Annotated in this window: 16 protein-coding genes; 12 read left to right on the top strand and 4 right to left on the bottom strand. The window is 55.5% G+C overall.

What is annotated here, in order from left to right:
- Window positions 1-36 precede the first annotated feature (36 nt).
- From CPH17_RS07690 to CPH17_RS07670, 5 genes are read left to right on the top strand one after another with little or no spacing between them, the layout of a single operon-like run.
- Window positions 37-717: a hydrogenase subunit MbhD domain-containing protein gene (locus CPH17_RS07690; RefSeq protein WP_074397205.1), complete on the top strand. Its 681-nt coding sequence runs from the start codon at window positions 37-39 to the stop codon at window positions 715-717.
- The gene (locus CPH17_RS07685) at window positions 714-2204 is read left to right on the top strand and encodes a complex I subunit 5 family protein (protein ID WP_074397204.1); all 1491 of its coding nucleotides are present in this window, start codon (window positions 714-716) and stop codon (window positions 2202-2204) included. Before CPH17_RS07690 ends, CPH17_RS07685 begins: the two co-directional genes overlap by 4 nt.
- Complete coding sequence (locus tag CPH17_RS07680) at window positions 2201-3706, top strand: complex I subunit 5 family protein (protein ID WP_074397203.1); 1506 nt, start codon at window positions 2201-2203, stop codon at window positions 3704-3706. The genes CPH17_RS07685 and CPH17_RS07680 overlap by 4 nt, the downstream gene beginning before the upstream one ends.
- Window positions 3703-5475 carry a complex I subunit 5 family protein gene (locus CPH17_RS07675; RefSeq protein WP_074397202.1) on the top strand — a complete coding sequence of 591 codons (1773 nt, stop codon included), beginning with the start codon at window positions 3703-3705 and terminating at the stop codon, window positions 5473-5475. The genes CPH17_RS07680 and CPH17_RS07675 overlap by 4 nt, the downstream gene beginning before the upstream one ends.
- A 21-nt stretch (window positions 5476-5496) precedes the next feature.
- Complete coding sequence (locus tag CPH17_RS07670) at window positions 5497-6501, top strand: YihY/virulence factor BrkB family protein (RefSeq protein WP_074397201.1); 1005 nt, start codon at window positions 5497-5499, stop codon at window positions 6499-6501.
- 47 nt (window positions 6502-6548) lie between these two features.
- Here the strand turns inward: CPH17_RS07670 and CPH17_RS07665 are convergent, their stop codons facing one another.
- Window positions 6549-7958, bottom strand: a complete 1410-nt coding sequence (locus tag CPH17_RS07665) for a PhoH family protein (protein WP_096298927.1) — start codon at window positions 7956-7958, stop codon at window positions 6549-6551.
- A gap of 301 nt (window positions 7959-8259) precedes the next feature.
- On the bottom strand, window positions 8260-8445 hold the full coding sequence (locus CPH17_RS07660) for a DUF3008 family protein (RefSeq protein ID WP_096298925.1): 186 nt from the start codon (window positions 8443-8445) through the stop codon (window positions 8260-8262).
- A gap of 102 nt (window positions 8446-8547) precedes the next feature.
- On the opposite strand from CPH17_RS07660, the gene ybaK reads away from it, so the two are divergent.
- From ybaK to CPH17_RS07645, 3 genes are all read left to right on the top strand, one after another.
- Complete coding sequence (ybaK, locus tag CPH17_RS07655) at window positions 8548-9015, top strand: Cys-tRNA(Pro) deacylase (protein ID WP_096298922.1); 468 nt, start codon at window positions 8548-8550, stop codon at window positions 9013-9015.
- 93 nt (window positions 9016-9108) lie between these two features.
- On the top strand, window positions 9109-10506 hold the full coding sequence (gene dbpA, locus CPH17_RS07650) for an ATP-dependent RNA helicase DbpA (RefSeq protein ID WP_096298920.1): 1398 nt from the start codon (window positions 9109-9111) through the stop codon (window positions 10504-10506).
- A 33-nt stretch (window positions 10507-10539) separates the two neighbouring features.
- Window positions 10540-11418: a PA4780 family RIO1-like protein kinase gene (locus CPH17_RS07645; RefSeq protein ID WP_074397196.1), complete on the top strand. Its 879-nt coding sequence runs from the start codon at window positions 10540-10542 to the stop codon at window positions 11416-11418.
- Window positions 11419-11494: 76 nt separating this feature from the next.
- Here CPH17_RS07645 and tkt read toward each other — a convergent pair whose 3' ends face one another.
- Complete coding sequence (gene tkt / locus CPH17_RS07640) at window positions 11495-13486, bottom strand: transketolase (RefSeq protein WP_096298918.1); 1992 nt, start codon at window positions 13484-13486, stop codon at window positions 11495-11497.
- A 91-nt stretch (window positions 13487-13577) separates the two neighbouring features.
- Entirely contained in the window at window positions 13578-14525 is a 948-nt protein-coding gene (gene tal, locus CPH17_RS07635; RefSeq protein WP_096298916.1) for a transaldolase, read from the bottom strand.
- A gap of 354 nt (window positions 14526-14879) precedes the next feature.
- On the opposite strand from tal, the gene CPH17_RS07630 reads away from it, so the two are divergent.
- The 4 genes from CPH17_RS07630 to CPH17_RS07615 all read left to right on the top strand — a co-directional run bounded on the left by CPH17_RS07630 (window position 14880) and on the right by CPH17_RS07615 (window position 19810).
- On the top strand, window positions 14880-15350 hold the full coding sequence (locus CPH17_RS07630; protein WP_074397193.1) for an RpiB/LacA/LacB family sugar-phosphate isomerase: 471 nt from the start codon (window positions 14880-14882) through the stop codon (window positions 15348-15350).
- A gap of 104 nt (window positions 15351-15454) precedes the next feature.
- A complete protein-coding gene (locus CPH17_RS07625) occupies window positions 15455-17185 on the top strand; it encodes a dihydroxyacetone kinase family protein (protein ID WP_096298914.1) in 1731 nt (576 codons plus the stop codon).
- A 95-nt stretch (window positions 17186-17280) separates the two neighbouring features.
- The gene (locus tag CPH17_RS07620; protein ID WP_231898097.1) at window positions 17281-18264 is read left to right on the top strand and encodes a sugar-binding transcriptional regulator; all 984 of its coding nucleotides are present in this window, start codon (window positions 17281-17283) and stop codon (window positions 18262-18264) included.
- Between the two features lie 439 nt (window positions 18265-18703).
- Window positions 18704-19810 (top strand): MDR/zinc-dependent alcohol dehydrogenase-like family protein, encoded by a 1107-nt coding sequence (locus tag CPH17_RS07615; protein ID WP_096298909.1) that lies wholly within the window; start codon window positions 18704-18706, stop codon window positions 19808-19810.
- Window positions 19811-19843 lie beyond the last annotated feature (33 nt).

The raw sequence follows: 19843 nt of genomic DNA, 5'->3' as shown, positions 1-19843 counted from the left end.
CTATTCGTGCCCGATGCAAGGATGTAGCGAAAACGAATGATAACTTCCTTTGATCCCCTTGATGGCGTACTGGCGCTCTGCTTAACCGTCGCTGCGCTGGCTTGCTTATATGATCGCCACCTTGTACGTGCCTGCTGCTGCTTTGTGGGTTTTGCGCTGGCGATGACGCTTTCATGGTGGCGCCTGGGTGCCCCCTGGTTGGCTGTGGCTGAGCTGTTGTTGGGCGCCTTGCTGACGGGGCTGTGCTTTTTTTATGCGCTTGGCAGAGTGGCTCGTGGTGCTTCTTCCCCGCTTAAATACGATACCTTCAGCGACGCCTGGCCGCGGACCATAGCGCGGGCGTTATTAGCGCTTGGCTGGTTGGTGATGGTCGGTGGCGCGATTCGCTATGTGATCCCCGATATGGCGTATTCCCCTGCCGAGCAGCCACTGTTGCTGGCCGGGGTTATGATGGCCGCCGGCGCGTTAAGCGCATTTGCGCTACATCGCCATCTGGTGCGGCGCTTATTGGCGTTTAATATCCTCGGCTCGGGGGTATTTATACTGTTGGCCGGTCTCGCGGGCACCTCGGCGGCTGCCCAGGTATTGATTGGCGTGGGGCTATGTGTCGCTTGGCTGGGCTCGATGCTGGGGGCACTACTCATTCGACAACTGATGCATTTGCAGGGCGCCGATAGCTTGGGAGGCGACGGCGATTCCAAGGAGAGGGCAACATGATGTGGCGTTTTGGCCTGCTGGAAAGCACCTTTGCGCCACTGGTTGCCACCCACTGGGCGTTGGGCGTAGCGCTTGCTTCTCCGTTGCTGCTGGGGTTGATGGCAGCGCTATTGCCGCCTAAACGGGCATGGCCTGTCGCACTGGCTTGTCTGTCCGTTTTGGCGTCGGGGCTGGGGCTATTATTCGCTTTTGAGCAGTCGGGGGTGCTGCGATGGCAGTGGGAATTGGCTGGTATCAGCCTTTCACTGCGCTTGAGCGGACTCAGCGTTTTGTTGCTATTAACTACCCAGTGGATTGGTTGTGCTGCGGCACTCTACACCCCTGGGATGCTACGACTAGGCGATCCTGAGCCGCTGTCGCGCTGGCTATGGCCATTGATGGGGGTGCTCTTAAGCGCGCTCACATTGATCTGGCTGGCCACCGACTTGCTGACGCTCTACGTGGCGTTGGAGGTAATGGGGTTGGCCGCAGTAGGCATGCTGATGCTGTCGGGAAAGGCGGCGGCGCTACTTGCAGGCATGCGCTACTTGCTACTGGCGCTGGTGGGGTCGCTTGCTTATCTACTGGGTGTGGCGTTGGTGTTGGGGGAGTGGGAGCGGTTGGATCTTCAGGGGCTGGCAGAAGTAATCGAGCCAGGACCCGTGGCATGGATCGCCGCCGCGCTGATGGGGGCAGGCTTAGCCTTGAAAGCCGCCCTGTTCCCGCTTCATGGGTGGCTCTCTCCAGTGCACAGCACTGCTTGGACACCGGTAAGCGCTCTGCACGCCGCTCTGGTGATCAAGGCCTCGCTGTTTATTCTACTCCAGCTGTGGAGCATTCTGCTGCCAGACACGTTCTTTGCCCCGCATGTCATCGCGTGGCTGGGCATGCTGGCGATTGTCTGGGGAGGCGTACTGGCGTGGCGCACTGATTCGTTGAAAACCCTAGTGGCGTCCTCAACCGTGGCACAGTTGGGGTACCTGATGGTGATTTTCCCATTGCTGTTGGGGCCGGACATCGCACCATTACCCCGCGCGTTAGCCTGGGAGGGCTTTTGGTTGCAGCTAATGGGCCACGCCTTTGCCAAAGCAGCGATGTTTATGGCCGCTGGTAACCTGATGCTGGCTACGGGGGAGAGCACGCTTAAAGGCTTGGCGGGTACCAGCCGTCGGTTGCCGCTTTCTCTGTTAGTGTTTGGTATTGCTGCCGTGACGTTGATGGGGCTGCCGCCAAGCTCAGGCTTCACCGCCAAGTGGCTGTTGCTTGAGGCGATGGTCAGGACCCAGCAGTGGTGGGCGATTGGCGCGTTGTTAACCGGCTCGCTACTGACCGCGGCCTATGTGTTTCGCATGTTTCGCTACTCGTTTGATGAAACGGCACCGCGCCACCGTTACCAGCCACTGGCACCGGGGATGGATCTTATCGCGCTGACGCTTGCTTTCACTGCGTTTGCGCTTGGTTTACTGGCGCACTTCCCCTTAACGCTGTTGCATGGGGGTGGCGTATGAATGCGGTATGGCTACCGGTCACTGCTTTGGCCACCTCGCTACTGGTAACGGCTACGATTTTTGCGCTGCCAGAAGAGGCGCGGCGACTGCGTACGACGATTAATTTAGCGGCGGCGGTCACGAAACTTATTTTGGTGAGCCTGATGGTCGGGCGCGTGGCGACGGGATACGAAGATAGCTTTAGCTTTCAAGTCGTCGGCAATATTGATTTCGTGCTGCGTGCGGATGCGCTCGGGGTGATGTTTGCCGGGCTGTCGTCGCTGCTCTGGCTTTGCACCACCATTTACGCGATAGGTTATCTAGAAGGTTCGGCCAACCGGAAGCGTTTTTTCGGCTTTTTCAGCCTGTGTGTGGCGAGTACGACAGGCATCGCCCTAGCGGACAACCTGTTTACCTTTCTAGTTTTCTACGAAATGCTGACGCTCTCCACCTACCCGCTGGTGGTGCATCGGGGAACCGAGCAAGCTCTGAATGCGGGGCGTGTTTATTTACGCTATACGCTAAGCGCTGGCGCCGTGCTGCTGTTGGGCACTGTTCTGCTGTATACCCTTACCGGTGAACAATCCTTCTCGTCGGAGGAGGGCCTGGGCGATTACCTGACCGATCACCGGGGCCTGCTCATCTTGATTTATGCCCTGCTGGTGGGAGGGCTTGCGGTGAAAGCCGCAATGGTGCCCCTCCACAGCTGGTTGCCAAGAGCGATGGTTGCCCCCGCGCCGGTCAGCGCGCTGCTGCATGCGGTGGCGGTCGTAAAAGCAGGTGCTTTCGGCATATTGCGAGTGATTTACGACCTTTTCGGCATTGAGCTCAGTATTGAGCTAGGCGTCAACACGGCCCTGGTGATCGCCGCGTCGATTACGATTATTTATGGCTCGCTAAGAGCGCTTGCTCAGGACGAGTTGAAACCGCGGCTAGCCTTTTCCACGATCAGCCAAGTCTCTTACGTGATTCTAGGTGCGGGTTTATTAGGCCCCTTTGGCACGATTGGCGCGTTGGCGCATTTACTGCACCAAGGCTTAATGAAAGTGACGCTGTTCTTTTGCGCGGGTAATTATGCCGAAGAACTGGGCATCCATCGCATTGACGACTTGGACGGGGCAGGGCGGCGCATGCCGCTCACCAGTCTTGCGTTTACCGTTGGGGCGCTGGGCATGATCGGGTTGCCACCGGTGGCGGGGTTTATTACCAAGTGGTATCTCGGGGTCGGCGCCATCCAGGCTGAAATGTACTGGGTGGTCGCCGTTCTGGTAGCGAGCAGTACGCTCAACGCGATGTATTTTTTGCCGATTTTGCACCGCCTTTGGTTCCGTTTAGGCCCGGCGCATGGCAAAGGTCACTGGCCGGATGAGCAGCACTTAGGGCGTTTTGAAACCAATGCATGGCTGCTTTGGCCCATGGTGTTTACCGCCCTGGCGAGCCTGGGGGCAGGGTTGTTGGCAGGCATGCCGTTTAGCCCGTTGGACTGGGCGACCCGCGTCGCCAACGGGGAGTATCTGCCATGATGACGCTGCTGTTGGCGCTGACCATGCTCTGGCCGCTGGGTGTGGCTGGGGCGGTGGTTTGGCAGGTTTACCGGACACCCGCTGTGACACGGCGCTACTTTCCGCTGCTGTGGCTGAGCGCTGCCTGGCCAGCGGTGTTGTTAGCCTTCGCTGGAGAGGCCCAATGGAGTGTTGATGTCTGGATGTTGGGGGGACAATGGGAGTTGAACTCACTTACCCGTCCGTGGCTGGCCTTCACTGCCCTGCTATGGAGTTTGGCAGCCGTGCATGCCAGAGGGTATTTCGCCGCTGAGCAGGCGCGCGCTCAAAGCGGTGATCAATCTGCTCGCTACCGGTTGGTACGTTTATCGCTGCTGTGGCCGTTGACCCTACTCGGCAATGTGATTCTGATCGTGGCACAGGATATCGCCAGTTTTTATCTAGGCTTTGCGCTGATGACATTTGCTGCTTACGCCTTAGTGGTGCACAGCGGCACCGAGCAGGCTCGTCTGGGGGCCCGGGTGTACCTCATTTTAGCGATCATCGGGGAAGGGCTGGTGATAGGCGGTTTTCTATGGGCCGCGGGCGAAGCGGAAACGCTCACTCTGCAAGGCGTGCGCGATGGGATTTTGGCGGCTGAACAGGGCGCCTGGATGGCTGCGGTGCTATGGCTGGGGTTTGGCGTAAAGGCGGGCGTTATTGGCCTGCATGTGTGGTTGCCGCTAGCGCATCCGGTGGCCCCTGCCCCTGCAAGCGCAGTACTGAGCGGCGCAATGATAAAAGCGGGCTTGCTTGGGTGGATAAGTGTACTGCCATTAGGCGACCAACAGATGCCAGCAGCTCTCACCCAATTTGGACATATAATGTTGGCCGCAGGACTTGCAGCCGCCTATTTAGCAGCGCTCTACGGCGTATTCCAGCGCCACCCCAAAGCGGTATTGGCCTATTCCAGCATCAGTCAAATGGGCATGCTAACGGCGCTGGTGGCCATGGGGTTGGCTGCCCCGGACGTTTGGTCACTGTTGTGGCCAGGGGTGGTGCTGTTTGCCGCCCACCATGCGCTTGCCAAAGGCACGTTGTTTATGGGCACTAGTATTAGTGAACATCTGCCACGTTGGCCGCTGCCGCTCGTTTGGATGCTGCTGGCACTGCCAGGGGTATCACTTACAGGTGCCATCGCGGCGGGGCTGATAAGCAAGTGGGGAGTCAAAAGCCCGCTTGACGAGATGCATCATGGAACGCTGATCAAGCTTCTCGGCTGGGCTGCCGTTGGGACTGCCGCGCTGGTCAGCGTTGCACTTTGGCGACAGTGGCAGCAGCGTGAGTCAGGGGGAAGCAATCGCTGGCAGTGGGGGGCTTGGTTATTGGGTATCGCGTTCGCATTAACCACGCCCCTGTGGCTGCCGCTTCCTGCTGATAGCGTTGGCATCCCGCCCATTAAAAAGTGGCTGGGTATTATGTGGCCGCTACCCGTGGGCGTTGCGTTAACAGCCATTGGGTGGATATTGTTGCGACAGCGTAAAAGTAAAGTACCGCCCGCGGGTGACCTGTGGTGGCTATACGCCGGTGTCATCGGCAAGGCGTTGTTACCCATACGCCGCTTTAGCCGCTGGTGTGGCGAGTTGAAGGCGTCGAGCGTGGTAGCTTCGCAAAGAACCGAGAGTGCTTTCATGGATCATCTGACGCGCCTGTCGGGCGCGGAGCATTGGATGCGTCACCATGCCAGTGGTTTGATGATGGTGCTTGCCGTATTACTTGCGGCGTTACTAATGTGGGAGGGCGCTCGATGATACGACTGCAAGGACAGTACGATGAGTAAACTCACACGTGGCCGCCAAGCCGAGCTCCCCCATGAAATCCCCAAAACGGGATGGCACGATATTGTCTGGCGCGTTGTGCGGTCGGCCCGCCGTGACCGTATTATGTTATTGGCGGCAGGTGTTGCCTTCTATGCCTTGCTGGCGTTGTTTCCTACCATTGCGGCGGTGATCTCCATTTGGGGACTATTTTTTGATCCCTACGAAGCCAGTCAGCAGCTCTATAGCCTTATCCGATTGATGCCACCTGAAGCCGCCAAGCTCATCGACGAGCAGGCTCAGGACGTGGTGGATAGCGTTGATTCCAGCAATGAAATCGGCGCCTTAGTGGGTTTGCTAGTGGCCATGTTTATTGCCTCCAAAGGCGTCAGTGGCCTGATTGTGGGGCTCAACGTGGTTTACGGCGAGCGTGAGCGGCGCAACGTTTGGCAGTTAGCCGTGCTCGTCACGACGATGACCCTTGGCCTGATCATCATGACCCTGCTAAGCCTGGGGTTTATTGCACTAGTGCCGATGCTGGTGGATGCATTGGCTGTCGTTTCGCCCTTTGATCGGGTGATCGATTTTATGCGCTGGCCTGCGCTGTTGGTGATGATGAGTGCTGTGATAGCGCTGCTTTACCGCTTTGCTCCCTATCGGCGCTCGGCCAAATGGGAGTGGCTAAGCGTCGGTACGATGGTAGCCACGCTTTTTTGGTTACTGGGCTCGGGTGGGTTATCACTATACGTACGCTATTTTTCCAACTTTAGCGAGCTGTACGGCTCCTTAGGCGCCGTGGTGGTGTTAATGTTTTGGTTTTTGCTGTCGGCGTTTGTGGTGTTGCTGGGCGCAGAGATTAACTGCGAACTGGAGCGACAGACGCGCCAAGACACTACGGTGGGAGAGGACCGCCCGTTGGGTCAGCGCGAAGCCTATGCCGCCGACACCCTGGGCCGTCAGCATCCCTGGCACGAGCAGGATGATACCTTGCCCCCGTCAGACGAGCCTCGCCGTGACTAAAGGGCTGCCCCCGCCGTTGGGCGGGAGGCAGGCTGGAAGTGAGGGGGTTAAAGAAGCTCTTCGGCGGCCAATGCCAGACGCGAACGCTCGACGCTTTTCAGCGTGATATGCCCAGCATGTGGCCAGTCGCGGAACCGCTCCACCACGGCGGCCATGCCGCAGGTATTAGCGGTCAGGTAAGGGGTGTCGATCTGCCCGACGTTACCCAGGCAGACGATTTTGGTATTGCGCCCGGCCCGCGTGACCAGAGATTTTAGCTGTTTGGGGGTGAAGTTTTGCGCCTCGTCGATGATCAGGAAGGTATCATTGAGGGTGCGGCCGCGCATAAAGCTCGGCGCGCGGATCTGCACTCGTGACCCAATCAACTGGCGCGTGGCACCGTTATCCCAGGTGGACTCGCCTTCGTCATTGCGCAACAGGTTATCCATGTTGTCGTGGAAAGCGCCCATCCACGGCGACATTTTTTCCTCCTCGGTGCCGGGTAGAAAGCCGATATCTTCGCCCATGGGAATAGGCGCGCGGGTGAACACAATGCGCTCGAACTGCTTTTGGTCGAGGGTTTGCTGAAATGCAGCAGCCAGCGTCATAAAGGTTTTACCGGTTCCGGCGTTACCCGCGATGGTGACAAGGTCTATCTCTGGATCCATCAGTAGGTTAAGGGTGAAGTTTTGCCGGCTGTCGTGGGCATGGACCCCCCAGACACCCGCATGGTGGCGATAGTTAGTCAGCAGCTGCAGGCGTGCCGATGACGGCGAAAGTTCGCGGATAATGGCCTCAAACTCGGCGCCGTTTTCGCTATCCGATACCAGCATGCCCACATGCCAGTGGCGTGGCATGTCGCCACTTAGTTGATAAAAAGTGTGATGGTCGATTCGCTCGACGGTCACGTCCACATTCAGTGCTTCCCAAAGCGAAGCGCCGTGTTGGCCTGCTGAGGTGTAGACTTGGGCGCCTTCAATCATGGCGTCGCTATCGTCAAACGCCCGGTCATTCAGGTAATCCTCGACGGGAACCTTTAGCGCCGCCGCCTTTACGCGCAGGTTGATATCTTTGGTAATCAGAATGACCGACGCATCGGGACGCTCGTCGCGAAGTCGGCAGGTTTCCGCCAGAATGCGGTTGTCAGGGCTGTCTTCCAGAGAGCTAAAGGACTGAAGGTCGTTATAGCAAAGAAAGTGTAGGCGGCCGGATTCGCCGGTAATGCGCGGGATCGGGATGCCTTGCTGAATTTCGTCGAACGTTACCTGGCTGGTTAAATCCGAGAGTGTACGGCTGATCTGGCGGGCCGTGCGGGCAATTTCGCGAATACCGTTTTTGTGCTTGTCTAGCTCCTCTAACACGGTCATGGGGATAACGACATCGTGCTCGTCAAAGTGGTAGAGCGCGGCGGGGTCATGAATCAGGACATTGGTGTCCAGCACGTAAAGCCTAGTTGCTTTCTTATCGAGTCGTACCATCGTGGCATTCACTCCGTGGTTGACGGCAACATCGACACTGGCAGGTGCGTCTTACGTCCTAATGACACTTGCCTGTGTCGTTAAGATGGCGTGTTCTGGTACCTCCTTATTTAGCGCTTTTTAATAGCGTGGAAGGCATTGGCGATTTTTTCCACTAAATCTATTTCAACGCTGCGCGAGTACCTTTGATGGCCAAACGATACCCTGTGTAAGGTAGTGCCTTGCCAACGGTAGCCGCTCGCTAGGCAATATCCAACAGCGCCAGCTTCGATATGCTGGCGTTGTTGTTTCATGAAAGTGATTAACTGTCTTTCTTCTGCGGCTTGCCCTTACGCTTTGTGCCGGCCATTTCCTCCAGCTCATCCTCGTCCATGGAGTCGTACATTTCCTTGGAGGCGCCGACGAGTTCGCTGGGCTTGGTTTCACCGCGTTTGGCGGAGAGTGCGGCACCGGCGGCTTTTTGCTGTGCTTTTGACTTGGCTGGCATATATGACTCCTGTCGGTTGACTTCCTTTGGTCTATCGCGCTATTAAGCTTAGCAGCCAGCCAATGGCTTTCCACTCGATCGGCTTTATCCAGAGACTGCTCCATGACACCAGCGATTAATAGTGCAAAACATGCAGGCATTGGGTTTCAGGTCCACGAATATCAACACGATGCATCGGCCGAGTCCTACGGTCTGGAAGCGGCTGAAAAGCTGGGTGTTGCCGCCGAGCAAGTATTTAAAACCCTAGTTGTGACGTTAGATGGCAAGCAACTGGCGGTAGGCATTGTGCCGGTCACAGGGCAGCTAAACTTAAAACAGATCGCCAAGGCGGCGGGGGCTAAAAAAGCTGCCATGGCTAATCCTGACGAGGTGGAGCGTGCCACGGGATATGTACTGGGCGGTGTCAGCCCGCTGGGCCAAAAAAAACGTTTAGCCACTTTTCTGGATGCCTCTGCCGAAGGCTTTGCTACGCTGTATGTCAGCGCAGGTCGGCGAGGTCTTGAAATTGAACTATCGCCCCAAGATCTGCTGTCACTTAGCCAGGCGCAACTAGCACCTATTGCGGTTTGACAACAGCGCGTGATGGGGTGCTTTCTGGTATGGTGCGAGTTATTAAGGCCGCTCATGCTTAGCTGAGTATTTTCGCCCCTTCAGGAATTTTCTGTGTCAGACACTTCTTTTGCTTCACTGGCGTTGCCGAGCGCACTTGCCAGTAATCTCGACTCCCTTGGTTATCACCACATGACGCCGGTTCAGGCGCAAAGCCTCCCACCCATGTTGTCAGGCCGTGATGTGATGGCCCAAGCCAAAACCGGCTCGGGTAAAACAGCCGCCTTTGGTCTGGCGTTGCTGGCCGGATTGCGCGTTGACGCCTATGCGGTTCAGGGGCTGGTGCTGTGCCCCACGCGGGAGTTGGCCGACCAAGTGGCTGAGGAGTTACGCCGCCTGGCCCGGGGAATGCCAAACGTAAAAATCCTCACGTTATGCGGTGGCGCACCGCTGGGGCCACAGCTTTCATCATTGGATCACGGCGCGCATCTTGTCGTGGGCACGCCGGGACGCATTGAAGAGCATCTGCGCAAAGGCTCGCTGACGCTGGGCTCTCTGGCTACCCTGGTGCTGGATGAAGCCGACCGTATGCTGGATATGGGCTTTCAGGACACCATTGACGCCATTATTGCCGACACCCCGGCCGACCGCCAAACGCTGCTGTTTAGCGCGACCTTCCCCGATGAACAAGCGTCGGGCGGCCTGGCGGCGATGACGCGCGGTGTGATGCACGACCCGGTGACGGTCAAAGTGGCCGAAACCCACGATGCCACCACCATCGACCAGCATTTTTATATGGTTGCCAACGAAGCCGCCCGTTTTGCCGCACTTCAACAGTTGCTGTTAGTAAACCGGCCAACCACCAGCGTGGTGTTTTGCAATACCAAGCGGGAAACCCAGGCGGTAGCGGACCAACTGGTCGACGCCGGCTTTAGCGCCGTGGCGCTCCACGGTGGTTTAGAGCAGAAAGACCGCGACCGCATTCTGGTGCTGTTTGCCAACCAAAGCGCGTCTATTTTAGTGGCCACTGACGTAGCGGCCCGGGGGCTGGATATTGCCCAGTTGGATGCCGTCTTCAACTACCAAATTGCCCGTGAGCTGGATGTTCACGTTCACCGTGTTGGCCGCACCGGGCGAGCCGGGGCGAGCGGCATTGCCTGCACCCTGGTGACGCCCCAGGAAGCCTATCGCCTGGAACGTTTAGCCGACGTGTTGGGGGCATCGCTGGCCACTGAGCCACTGCCCAAGGCATCCAATACCACACCGTTTGAGCCGCCCATGGCCACCCTGCAGCTGGCAGGTGGCAAGAAAGACAAGTTACGGCCGGGCGATATTCTGGGCGCACTGACCAGCGAAGGTGGCTTGCGCGGCGATCAGGTGGGCAAGATAAAAGTGCTTGCCCGTAGCGCCTACGTGGCGGTGGCGAGCGATAGGGTTCAGCACGCACAGGCAAAGCTCGAGCGTGATAAATTAAAAGGGCGAGCCTTTCGCGTTCGTCGCATTCGCTATTAAGCGTGAATTAAAAAGGAGCCAACGCAGCGACCCATGAAAATCCCTAAACGATTACAGCCCTTGGTCGATGATGGCATGATCGACGAAGTGCTAATGCAATTGATGAGCGGTAAGGAAGCCCAGGTCTACGTGGTGCGCTGCGGTGATGAAGAACGCTGCGCCAAAGTCTTTAAAGAAGCCAAGCAGCGCAGCTTTAAACAAGCGGTGCAATACCAGGAAGGGCGTAAAGAGCGTAATACTCGCCGCGCCAGAGCAATGGCCAAGAAGACCCGCTATGGTCAAAAAGAGCAGGAGCAGGCGTGGCTAAATGCGGAAGTCGATGCGCTCTACCGGCTGGCCTCAGCAGGGGTGCGGGTACCCGAGCCTCACGGCTTTGTCGATGGCGTACTGCTGATGGAAATGATCACCGACGCCGATGGAAACGTAGCCCCGCGCTTGGACGAAGTCACCTTGACGCCGGAACAGGCTGAAGCCTACTACGCGAAAGTCATCCAAGACGTGGTACGTATGCTGTGCGCGGGTTTGATTCACGGTGACTTGTCGGAATTTAACGTGCTGGTTGATGCCTCCGGCCCGGTGATTATCGATTTACCCCAGGCCGTTGACGCTGCCGGCAACAACAGCGCCGCGGCAATGCTTTACCGCGATGTCGATAACATGCGCGACTATTTTGGTAAGTACGCGCCAGCGCTTCTCGACACCCAGTACGGCAAGGAAATGTGGGCGCTGTACGAATCCGGCGAACTACACCCTGACAGCCAACTGACCGGCCACTTCGACTTTGATACCCACATTGCCGACGTCGATGAACTCATGGAAGTGATCGACGACGCTAAAGAGGAAGAGGCCGAGCGCCAGGCGCGCATGCGCGATGACGACGACGATGATGGAGAAATTCCTCAGCCTTACTGACCCAGTCAATAGGCTCCTTTTGTTTTATAGCAACGCAAGGAGCCAGGTTGAGCTGTTGTAATGCTTTTTTTAAGGCTTATCCGAGTAGCTCATTAGCCTGTTTGACGACATTCTCGACGGTAAACCCAAAATGCTTGAACAGGTCGCCCGCCGGGGCTGACTCGCCAAACGTCGTCATGCCGATCACGCGGCCCTCAAGCCCCACGTATTTGTACCAGTAGTCGGCATGGCCTGCTTCAATGGCGATACGCTTGGTGACAGTGCTTGGCAACACGCTTTCACGATACGCCGCATCTTGCCCGTTAAAGCGGTAGGCCGATGGCATAGAGACCACGCGGACGGCTTTACCTTGCTGTTCGAGCTCGGCTGCGGCGTCCATCGCCAGCGAAACTTCTGAGCCAGTGGCAATCAGGATCAGCTCGGGCGTTGCCTCACTATCCTTGAGTACGTAGCCGCCGCACTGAATCGCCGCCAACTGCGTTTTGGTACGCGGCTGGTGCGGCAGCGTCTGGCGCGAAAGTACCAGCGCCGTGGGGCCGGAATGACGTTTAATCGCGGCATCCCAGGAGGCGGCCGTTTCCACGGCATCGCAGGGCCGCCATGTATTCAGATTAGGCGTGGTGCGCAGGCTGGTGAGTTGCTCGATCGGTTGGTGAGTCGGGCCATCCTCACCAAGGCCAATGGAATCATGGGTGAAGACGTAAATCGCCTGCTGCCCCATCAGCGATGCCATGCGTACAGCATTACGCATGTACTCCATGAAAATCAGGAAGGTGGCCCCGTAAGGCACAAACCCACCGTGCAGGCCGATGCCGTTCATGATCGCCCCCATGCCAAACTCGCGTACGCCGTAGTGCAGGTAGTTGCCATCGGCGTCTTCGGGCGTAATGGCTTTGGCGCCTTTCCAGAACGTCAGGTTCGACGGGGCCAGGTCGGCACTACCGCCCAACAGTTCAGGCATTTGCGGACCAATCACGTTCAGCACTTCAAACGAGGCCTTGCGCGACGCAATGCTATCGCCTTTCTCTTGGGCCTGTTCAATTAAGGCTTCGGTGGGTAGTTCGGCAGGTAACTGCGCCTTCATGCGGCGAGTGAATTCGCGTGCCTCGGCGGGGAAGGCGTCAGCATAGCGGGCAAAGCGGGCTTCCCATTCCTGCTGGCGGGCATTGCCGGCCTTGCGGGCGTCCCAGGCAGAATAAATCGGTTCAGGTACGTGGAACGGCGCGTGGGGCCAGTCAAGCTGCTTACGTGCGGCGGCCACTTCGTCATCACCCAGCGGCGCCCCGTGCGCTTCCTCTTTGCCTTGCTTGTTGGGTGCGCCAAACCCAATCACGGTCTTACAGATAAGTAAACTGGGCTTATCAGCGTGGCTCTTGGCCAGTTCAATGGCGGCCTGAATCTCTTCGGGGTTATGGCCATCAACCTTAGGCACTACATGCCAGCCGTAAGCTTCGAAGCGCTTGGCGGTGTCGTCAGTAAACCAGCCTTCCACTTCGCCATCGATAGAGATGCCGTTGTCATCGTACAGCGCGATCAACTTGCCCAGCTGTTGGGTGCCCGCGAGTGACGCCGCTTCGTGGGAGATGCCCTCCATCAAACAGCCATCCCCCAGGAAACACCACGTATGGTGATCCACGATGGTATGACCGGGACGGTTAAACTGGGCCGCCAAGGTTCTCTCAGCGATCGCGAACCCCACGGCGTTAGCGAACCCCTGGCCCAGCGGACCCGTGGTGGTTTCAATACCCGGCGCATAGCCATATTCTGGGTGGCCAGCGGTGGGCGAGTGCAACTGGCGAAAATTTTGCAGCTGTTCCAGGCTGAGTTCGTAGCCGGTCAGGTGCAGCAGCGAGTAGAGCAGCATGGACCCGTGCCCATTCGACAGCACGAACCGATCGCGATCGGCCCATTTAGGGTCGTCGGGGTTGTGCTTGAGGTGATCATTCCATAGCACCTCGGCAATATCCGCCATCCCCATGGGGGCGCCAGGATGGCCTGATTTGGCCTTCTGAACAGCATCCATGGAAAGGGCGCGAATGGCATTGGCCAGCTCAAAACGGCTATTCATATCAGTGATACCTTGGTTGTTGTTGGTTGTTGGTTGTTGGTTGTTGGTTGTTGGTTGTTGGTTGTTGGTTGTTATATTGAGTGGCGTGTCGTTAGGCGCGAGCAGCCAGGCGTTGCGTGATAAGCGACTCTAATGTTTGTTGGTCGCTGGCGAAGCGTCGGATCCCGTCAGCCAACATCTCGTTGGCCATGGCATCTTGGTTGTGCTGCCAACGAAAACCAGCTTCTGATAGCGGTGTGGATGGTTCATGGGTGACGGATGTCTGTTGGATTTTGGAGGCCGCCTCTCCCTCCATGCTATCAAGCTGCTCTAGCAGTGCGGGAGAGATGGTCAGGCGATGGCAGCCCGCCAACGCCAAGACCTGATCGGTGGTACGAAAACTTGCCCCCATAACGACTGTGTCGTAACTACCCGCGGCAGCCCTCTCGCAGATGCCCTTTACAAATAGCACGCCAGGGTCTTCTTCTGGTGTGAATTGCTTACCTGTTGTCTTTTGGTACCAATCGCTAACGCGGCCAACGAAGGGCGAGATCAGATACACCCCTACATCAAAGCAGGCCTGCGCCTGAGCATCGCTGAACAAGAGCGTCAAGTTGCAGTTGATCCCCTCGCGCTCTAGTTGCTCAGCCGCACGGATCCCCTCCCAGGTAGACGCGAGTTTGATCAACACACGGTTGCGGTTAATCCCCAGTTTTTCGTAGCGCTCAATCAACTCGTAGGCCTTGTGGATACTGGCTTGGGTGTCAAAAGAGAGGTGTGCGGACACTTCTGTTGATATTCGTCCAGGGATCACGTTGGAAATTTGCCCGCCGATAGCAACCGAAAGTTGGTCAACTATCCGGCTCGGGTCGCTCTCATCACGACTTGATTCAGCAAGCACTCTATCGATCATCTCTTGGTAACGAGGTAGTTCGAAGGCCTTGAGAATCAAAGAGGGGTTAGTGGTAGCGTCCTGTGGTTGATAGCGCTTTATGGCATCCAAGTCGCCCGTGTCGGCCACCACCAGTGAGTGTTCGCGTAATCCATCCAGAAGCGACATTGCCTGCCTCCTATAAAATGAACGTTAAGTGATCAAATGATTGCCTATTTTAGGCAATATGGTCAAATCATGTGGGTGGTTTTTGAGATTTTACGGCATGCTACAAAAGTATAGAGTTGTTTGTTTATTAAAGTTTTCGGATATTTTTCCATTAAAATTTAGCTATTTACGTCTTTTTTTGTTTTATTTGCCTGCCTTTAAATAAAAAGTGGTGGAGTGATCTTATGAGCGTATCATTTACAAATGAACGATTGGTGATAAATTGAATGTCGTCAGCAGGCGACTTGTAGCTGTGCCTTGATATTCATCGTATGAGTCGCTCGTGTATCTATTATCTGGAAAGGGAGATCATAAATGCCTAGTGCGACGCCTTCTCTCAAAGTCGCGATTGGCGGTGATGAGGCCGCTTACGACCTGAAAGAGATTCTCATTAGCTATATCCGTGAGCTAGGCTATGAGGTCGAAGATTTTGGCACTTTTAATGCCGAGCCAGTGCTGTATCCCGATGTTGCCTTTGAGGTTGCTACGGCCATTAAGGATGGGCATTTTGATCGTGCGGTATTGGTGTGTGGGACGGGTATAGGAGTGGCCATCTCCGCCAATAAAGTACCTGGTATACGGGCCGCGCAGGCGCACGATACTTACTCAGCAGCAAAGGCGCGCACTAGTAATAACGCGCAGATTGTCACGCTAGGGGCCAGGGTGGTCGGGCCAGAATTGGCTAAGTCAATTGTATCAACCTTTCTAGGCAGTGCTTTTTCTGGTGGGCCCTCCGAGCTGAAAATAGCAAGGATTGCAGAGTATGAGTCTCGACAGAATACTTAGTAAGCATCAGTCGCTGGTATTCGTCGACGCTGATCAATAACCACACATTAATAACAATGCAAGCTGTGATAACGCAGTTTGTCCTCGCTTTGGAGGATATAACAATGACACGCCTATTTAATGACCCGAGTAATTTTCCTGAAGAGGCCCGTTTAGGATTGGTAGCTGCTAATCGCGATAAGCTGATGGCCGTGCCGGGCGGCGTAATACGCAGCACACGCAGCAAGCCAGGTACGGTTGCGGTTGTAATTGGCGGAGGGAGTGGCCATTACCCAACGTTTGCGGGATTGGTTGGGCAAGGCTTGGCCCATGGAGCCGTCATGGGCAACCTGTTTTGCTCGCCTTCATCCCAGCAGGTTTATTCCGTGGCGAAGGCGGCCAATAACGGCGCCGGGGTGCTGCTTTCCTTTGGTAATTATGCGGGTGATGTGCTGCATTTTGGTGAGGCGCGTGAGCGGCTAATCGCTGAAGGCATTCCCTGTGAAATTGTATTAGTCACCGATGATGTTGCCAGTGCGCCATTAGAGGAATTTGATAAGCGCCGTGGCATCGCCGGCGATCTAACAGTTTTCAAGGCCGCTGCCGCTGCCGCAGAAAATGGCTTATCACTGGGAGACGTGGTTCAAGTAGCAAAGGAAGCAAACCGCTGCACGCGCTCTTTTGGGGTGGCGTTTGAGGGATGCACGTTACCAGGGGCAGCCGATTCGCTCTTTCATGTGCCCGAAGGCAGGATGGCTATCGGGCTGGGAATTCATGGGGAGCCTGGGATTAGTGAGACTGATATACCTACGGCAGACGGGTTGGCAGAGGTGCTCGTCACCCGGTTGCTGGCAGAAGTTCCTGAGGGTATTGCTATCAAAGGGGCTCGGGTGGCACCGATTCTCAATGGCTTGGGTACCGTTAAGTATGAAGAGTTGTTCGTTATTTACCGCAAGGTTGATGAGTTGTTGCAGAGGGCTGGAGTAACCATTGTGGAGCCCGATGTTGGGGAGCTGGTAACAAGCCTTGATATGGCCGGGGTGTCGCTGACGCTGTTCTGGCTTGATAACGACATGGAACCTCTATGGACCGCTGCTGCGGATGCGGCAGGCTATCGAAAAGGCAGCATTGAGCCTGCGCAAGCGCTGGATCCGGCTGAGGTAGAGGTGGTTGTTCAAGATGAGATTCCTGAAGCAAGCAATGCATCGCGAAAATTAGCGCAGGGCGTCGTCGAAGCGCTAGCCATGCTTTACAAGACGGTCGATGAAAATTGCGATTTGTTGGGCCAAATTGATGCTGTCGCGGGTGATGGTGATCATGGTATTGGCATGCAGCGCGGCAGCAGGGCTGCGCTTGAGGCTGCTAACCAAGCGCTTGATGGAGGCGCGGGTGCTGAGACGGTGCTGCAGTGGGCTGGTCAGCGGTGGTCGGACAAAGCGGGTGGCACCTCCGGTGCTATCTGGCGGGTTATCTTAAAAGCGATTGGTGAGTCGCTTGGCAATGAGAGGCCACTTTCAAGTCAGCGTATTGCTGCTGGCGTGGTGGCTGCGCGTCAGCAGGTAATGGCATTCGGCAAAGCTGAGCTGGGTGACAAAACGTTAGTCGATGTGCTGGTCCCTGTTGCCGATGCTTTATCCAGGGAAGTTGAGAAGGGTAAGGGTGTGGGGGATTGCTGGGAGGCCGCGGCACAAGCAGCCAACGAGGCGGCTGAAGCGACGGCAAAGCTGCTCCCGAGGGTGGGGCGTGCGCGCCCATTGGCTGAAAAAAGTCTAGGCACACCTGATGCAGGCTCCGTTTCGCTCGCGCTGATTATTCAGGCTTTGATCCCCGTGTTGAAAAAGTGTGAAACAAGCTGACATTATACGCGCACATGCGAGACCCAATCTTGGGTTTTTAGAGTCTCGTTTTTGAGCCTTCCTAGATGCTCTTCAACAACGCCTGGATGCTGAGGATGAATGGTCAAGACGCTGCAGATATTGACTTAATGACAGAGATTTCAACTCTCTACTATGTGCAGGGGGAGACGCAAGAAGCGATTGCTAACCGGCTTGGCCATTCGCGTGTCCGAGTAGGGCGACTGCTCAAGCGAGCGCAGGCAGAAGGAATTGTGGATGTTCGGGTGCGCCTACATCCCGCTGTTAGTGTCGAGATTGAGCAGGAGCTAAAACGACGCTTTGGCCTGAAACGAGCGCTGATTGCTCTGGATAATTCTGACCCTGATATACAGCGCTCGGGAGTCGCGAGTCTGGTAGCTGACCATCTTTCGCGCAGTTTGACGGACGGCCAGATCGTCGCCGTTGGCATGGGGCGCAATGTTGCCGCTGTGGCGGATAACGTTTTTCAGGCAGAGTCATTGAAGGTTTCTTTTGTATGCGCGATTGGGGGGTCGCTACGTGCGGGGGAGCATATGAACCCCGATCATATTTGTCGGCGCTTGGCGAGTCGATTTGGTGGTGATAGTGAGACCCTCTATGCCCCTGCGCTGGTGCAGAACGGAGAGGTAAGGGACGCACTGTATGAAAACTCCACCGTCAGGCAGACGTTAGACCGTGCCCGCCGCGCGGATACTGCATTGATTGGTGTCGGCGACGTCAGTGAAGATAGCAATATGGTGCGTATGGGGTGGTTTTCAGCACAGGAGATTGCTGAAGCACGGCTCTCTGGAACAGTGGGCGACATGATGGGCTATGACTTTATCGATATTCATGGGCAGCCCTCGGCTACGCAGATGCAGGGGCGCGTGGTGGGGCTCAATATTCAGGATCTCACGCGTATTCCTGATGTTATCGCTATCGCCAGTGAGAACACTAAAGCTGTCGGTATATTGGGCGCGCTTCGTACGGGGGTTATCGATACATTGGCGACGAGCGTGACCAATGCGCACACCATCCTGCGTCTCGATGAGGCCACACAGGGTGGAGAGGCGCGAGCGTGATGTTGTGCTCATGATTTGATATTTGGTGCCCTTAATTTGATCCCAAGCGCTGAGCGCTTACTAGGCCACTCGAGCACAGCTTTCACTCCTCTGATTCACCCATCATTTCCTCAGGCATGCCCATTCTTTGGCATGCCAAGTTTATTGTGTGGGCAACTTATCGTTGCTGCCAGCGAATGAACATTTGATCGTCACGTGACCAGATAAAATATTTTATTTTATCTTTATTTCCCCTGAAAAAATGAGAGGTTTTTCCATTGTAAGTTTTTTTAAATAAAAATCATGCACTTATTTTTTTAGTCTAAAGTATAAGAATGAAAGCTTACATTGTGGATTGACTAAGCTATCCTGAAAGTACTTAATTCATATGTACACTATGAGATCTTTTGTAACGCGAGCGTGGATAGGAAGACAACACGAGAGACATTAGGAGTGAGCAATGCGTAACGCCGATAACAACAATCACACCGAATTACCCATGACCATGCAAGCCGTCGTAGCCTACGCTCCTGGTGATTATCGCCTTGAAGAGGTGGCTGTGCCCAAGGCTGAAAAGGGTGAAGTGCTGATTAAGGTCGAAGCATGTGGCATCTGTGCAGGTGATTTAAAGGCATACGAGGGTGCGCCTAGCTTTTGGGGAGATGAGACCCAGCCTGCGTATATCAAGGCGCCAATGATTCCCGGGCATGAATTTATAGGTCATGTGATGGCGCTGGGAGAGGGTGTAAAAGGTATTGAAATTGGTGATCGTGTCATTTCTGAGCAGATTGTGCCTTGCTGGGAATGCCGATTTTGCAATCGTGGTCAGTACTGGATGTGTGAGAAACACGATGTATATGGCTTCCAGCACAATGTGAATGGAGGCATGGCTGAATATATGGTCTTTCCCAAAGAGGCTATAAACCACAAGCTGCCTGATGAAATTCCGATGGAAAAAGCGGTGCTTGTTGAGCCCTATGCTTGTTCACTACATGCCGTTAAGCGTGCGCAGGTGGAACTTGGCGATGTCGTTGTGCTATCCGGTGCAGGAACTCTTGGGTTAGGAATGATCGGTGCAATCAAGAAGTCCGGGCCTTCCAAATTAGTGGTCCTGGACCTCAACAATAAGCGGTTGGAACTTGCTAAAGAGTTTGGTGCTGATATCGTTCTGAATCCTGCTGAAGTTGATGTTGTTGACTACGTGAAAAGTATTACGGAGGGCTATGGCTGCGATATCTATATTGAGGCCACTGGCGCTGTTCAGTCGGTAGAGCAAGGTCTTTATATGATTCGTAAACTTGGCCGTTTTGTCGAGTTCAGCGTATTCAAAGAACCTGTGACGGTTGATTGGAGCATTATCAGTGATCGCAAGGAGCTGGATATATTGGGTGCGCATCTAGGCCCTTATTGCTATCCGCTTGTGATCGAAGGTATTGGTAATGGTGATTTTCCAACGGACCACGTTGTTACGCATAAGCTTCCATTGGATAAATTTCATCAAGGGCTGGATCTAATGCGCAATGACCCTGACGCGTTAAAGGTTGTGCTTATACCTGGCGATCAGTAGGCGAAGAAAGCTATTTATTTATAAATACAATGA

Source organism: Halomonas sp. hl-4 (assembly GCF_900215475.1).
In the GTDB taxonomy this organism is placed as follows: Bacteria; Pseudomonadota; Gammaproteobacteria; order Pseudomonadales; family Halomonadaceae; genus Vreelandella.
Note: the sequence above shows the minus strand (reverse complement) of the source record. Positions and strands in the feature narration are given on the sequence as shown.

Excerpts from the sequence above, each read along its gene's own strand:
- tkt (WP_096298918.1), bottom strand. The coding sequence starts at position 13,486 with ATGAATAGCCGTTTTGAGCTGGCCAATGCCATTCGCGCCCTTTCCATG.
- CPH17_RS07620 (WP_231898097.1), top strand. The coding sequence starts at position 17,281 with ATGAATGGTCAAGACGCTGCAGATATTGACTTAATGACAGAGATTTCA.
- CPH17_RS07675 (WP_074397202.1), top strand. The coding sequence starts at position 3,703 with ATGATGACGCTGCTGTTGGCGCTGACCATGCTCTGGCCGCTGGGTGTG.
- CPH17_RS07630 (WP_074397193.1), top strand. The coding sequence starts at position 14,880 with ATGCCTAGTGCGACGCCTTCTCTCAAAGTCGCGATTGGCGGTGATGAG.
- CPH17_RS07685 (WP_074397204.1), top strand. The coding sequence starts at position 714 with ATGATGTGGCGTTTTGGCCTGCTGGAAAGCACCTTTGCGCCACTGGTT.
- CPH17_RS07645 (WP_074397196.1), top strand. The coding sequence starts at position 10,540 with ATGAAAATCCCTAAACGATTACAGCCCTTGGTCGATGATGGCATGATC.
- CPH17_RS07660 (WP_096298925.1), bottom strand. The coding sequence starts at position 8,445 with ATGCCAGCCAAGTCAAAAGCACAGCAAAAAGCCGCCGGTGCCGCACTC.
- CPH17_RS07625 (WP_096298914.1), top strand. The coding sequence starts at position 15,455 with ATGACACGCCTATTTAATGACCCGAGTAATTTTCCTGAAGAGGCCCGT.
- CPH17_RS07670 (WP_074397201.1), top strand. The coding sequence starts at position 5,497 with ATGAGTAAACTCACACGTGGCCGCCAAGCCGAGCTCCCCCATGAAATC.
- ybaK (WP_096298922.1), top strand. The coding sequence starts at position 8,548 with ATGACACCAGCGATTAATAGTGCAAAACATGCAGGCATTGGGTTTCAG.
- CPH17_RS07615 (WP_096298909.1), top strand. The coding sequence starts at position 18,704 with ATGCGTAACGCCGATAACAACAATCACACCGAATTACCCATGACCATG.
- CPH17_RS07680 (WP_074397203.1), top strand. The coding sequence starts at position 2,201 with ATGAATGCGGTATGGCTACCGGTCACTGCTTTGGCCACCTCGCTACTG.
- CPH17_RS07690 (WP_074397205.1), top strand. The coding sequence starts at position 37 with ATGATAACTTCCTTTGATCCCCTTGATGGCGTACTGGCGCTCTGCTTA.
- tal (WP_096298916.1), bottom strand. The coding sequence starts at position 14,525 with ATGTCGCTTCTGGATGGATTACGCGAACACTCACTGGTGGTGGCCGAC.
- CPH17_RS07665 (WP_096298927.1), bottom strand. The coding sequence starts at position 7,958 with ATGGTACGACTCGATAAGAAAGCAACTAGGCTTTACGTGCTGGACACC.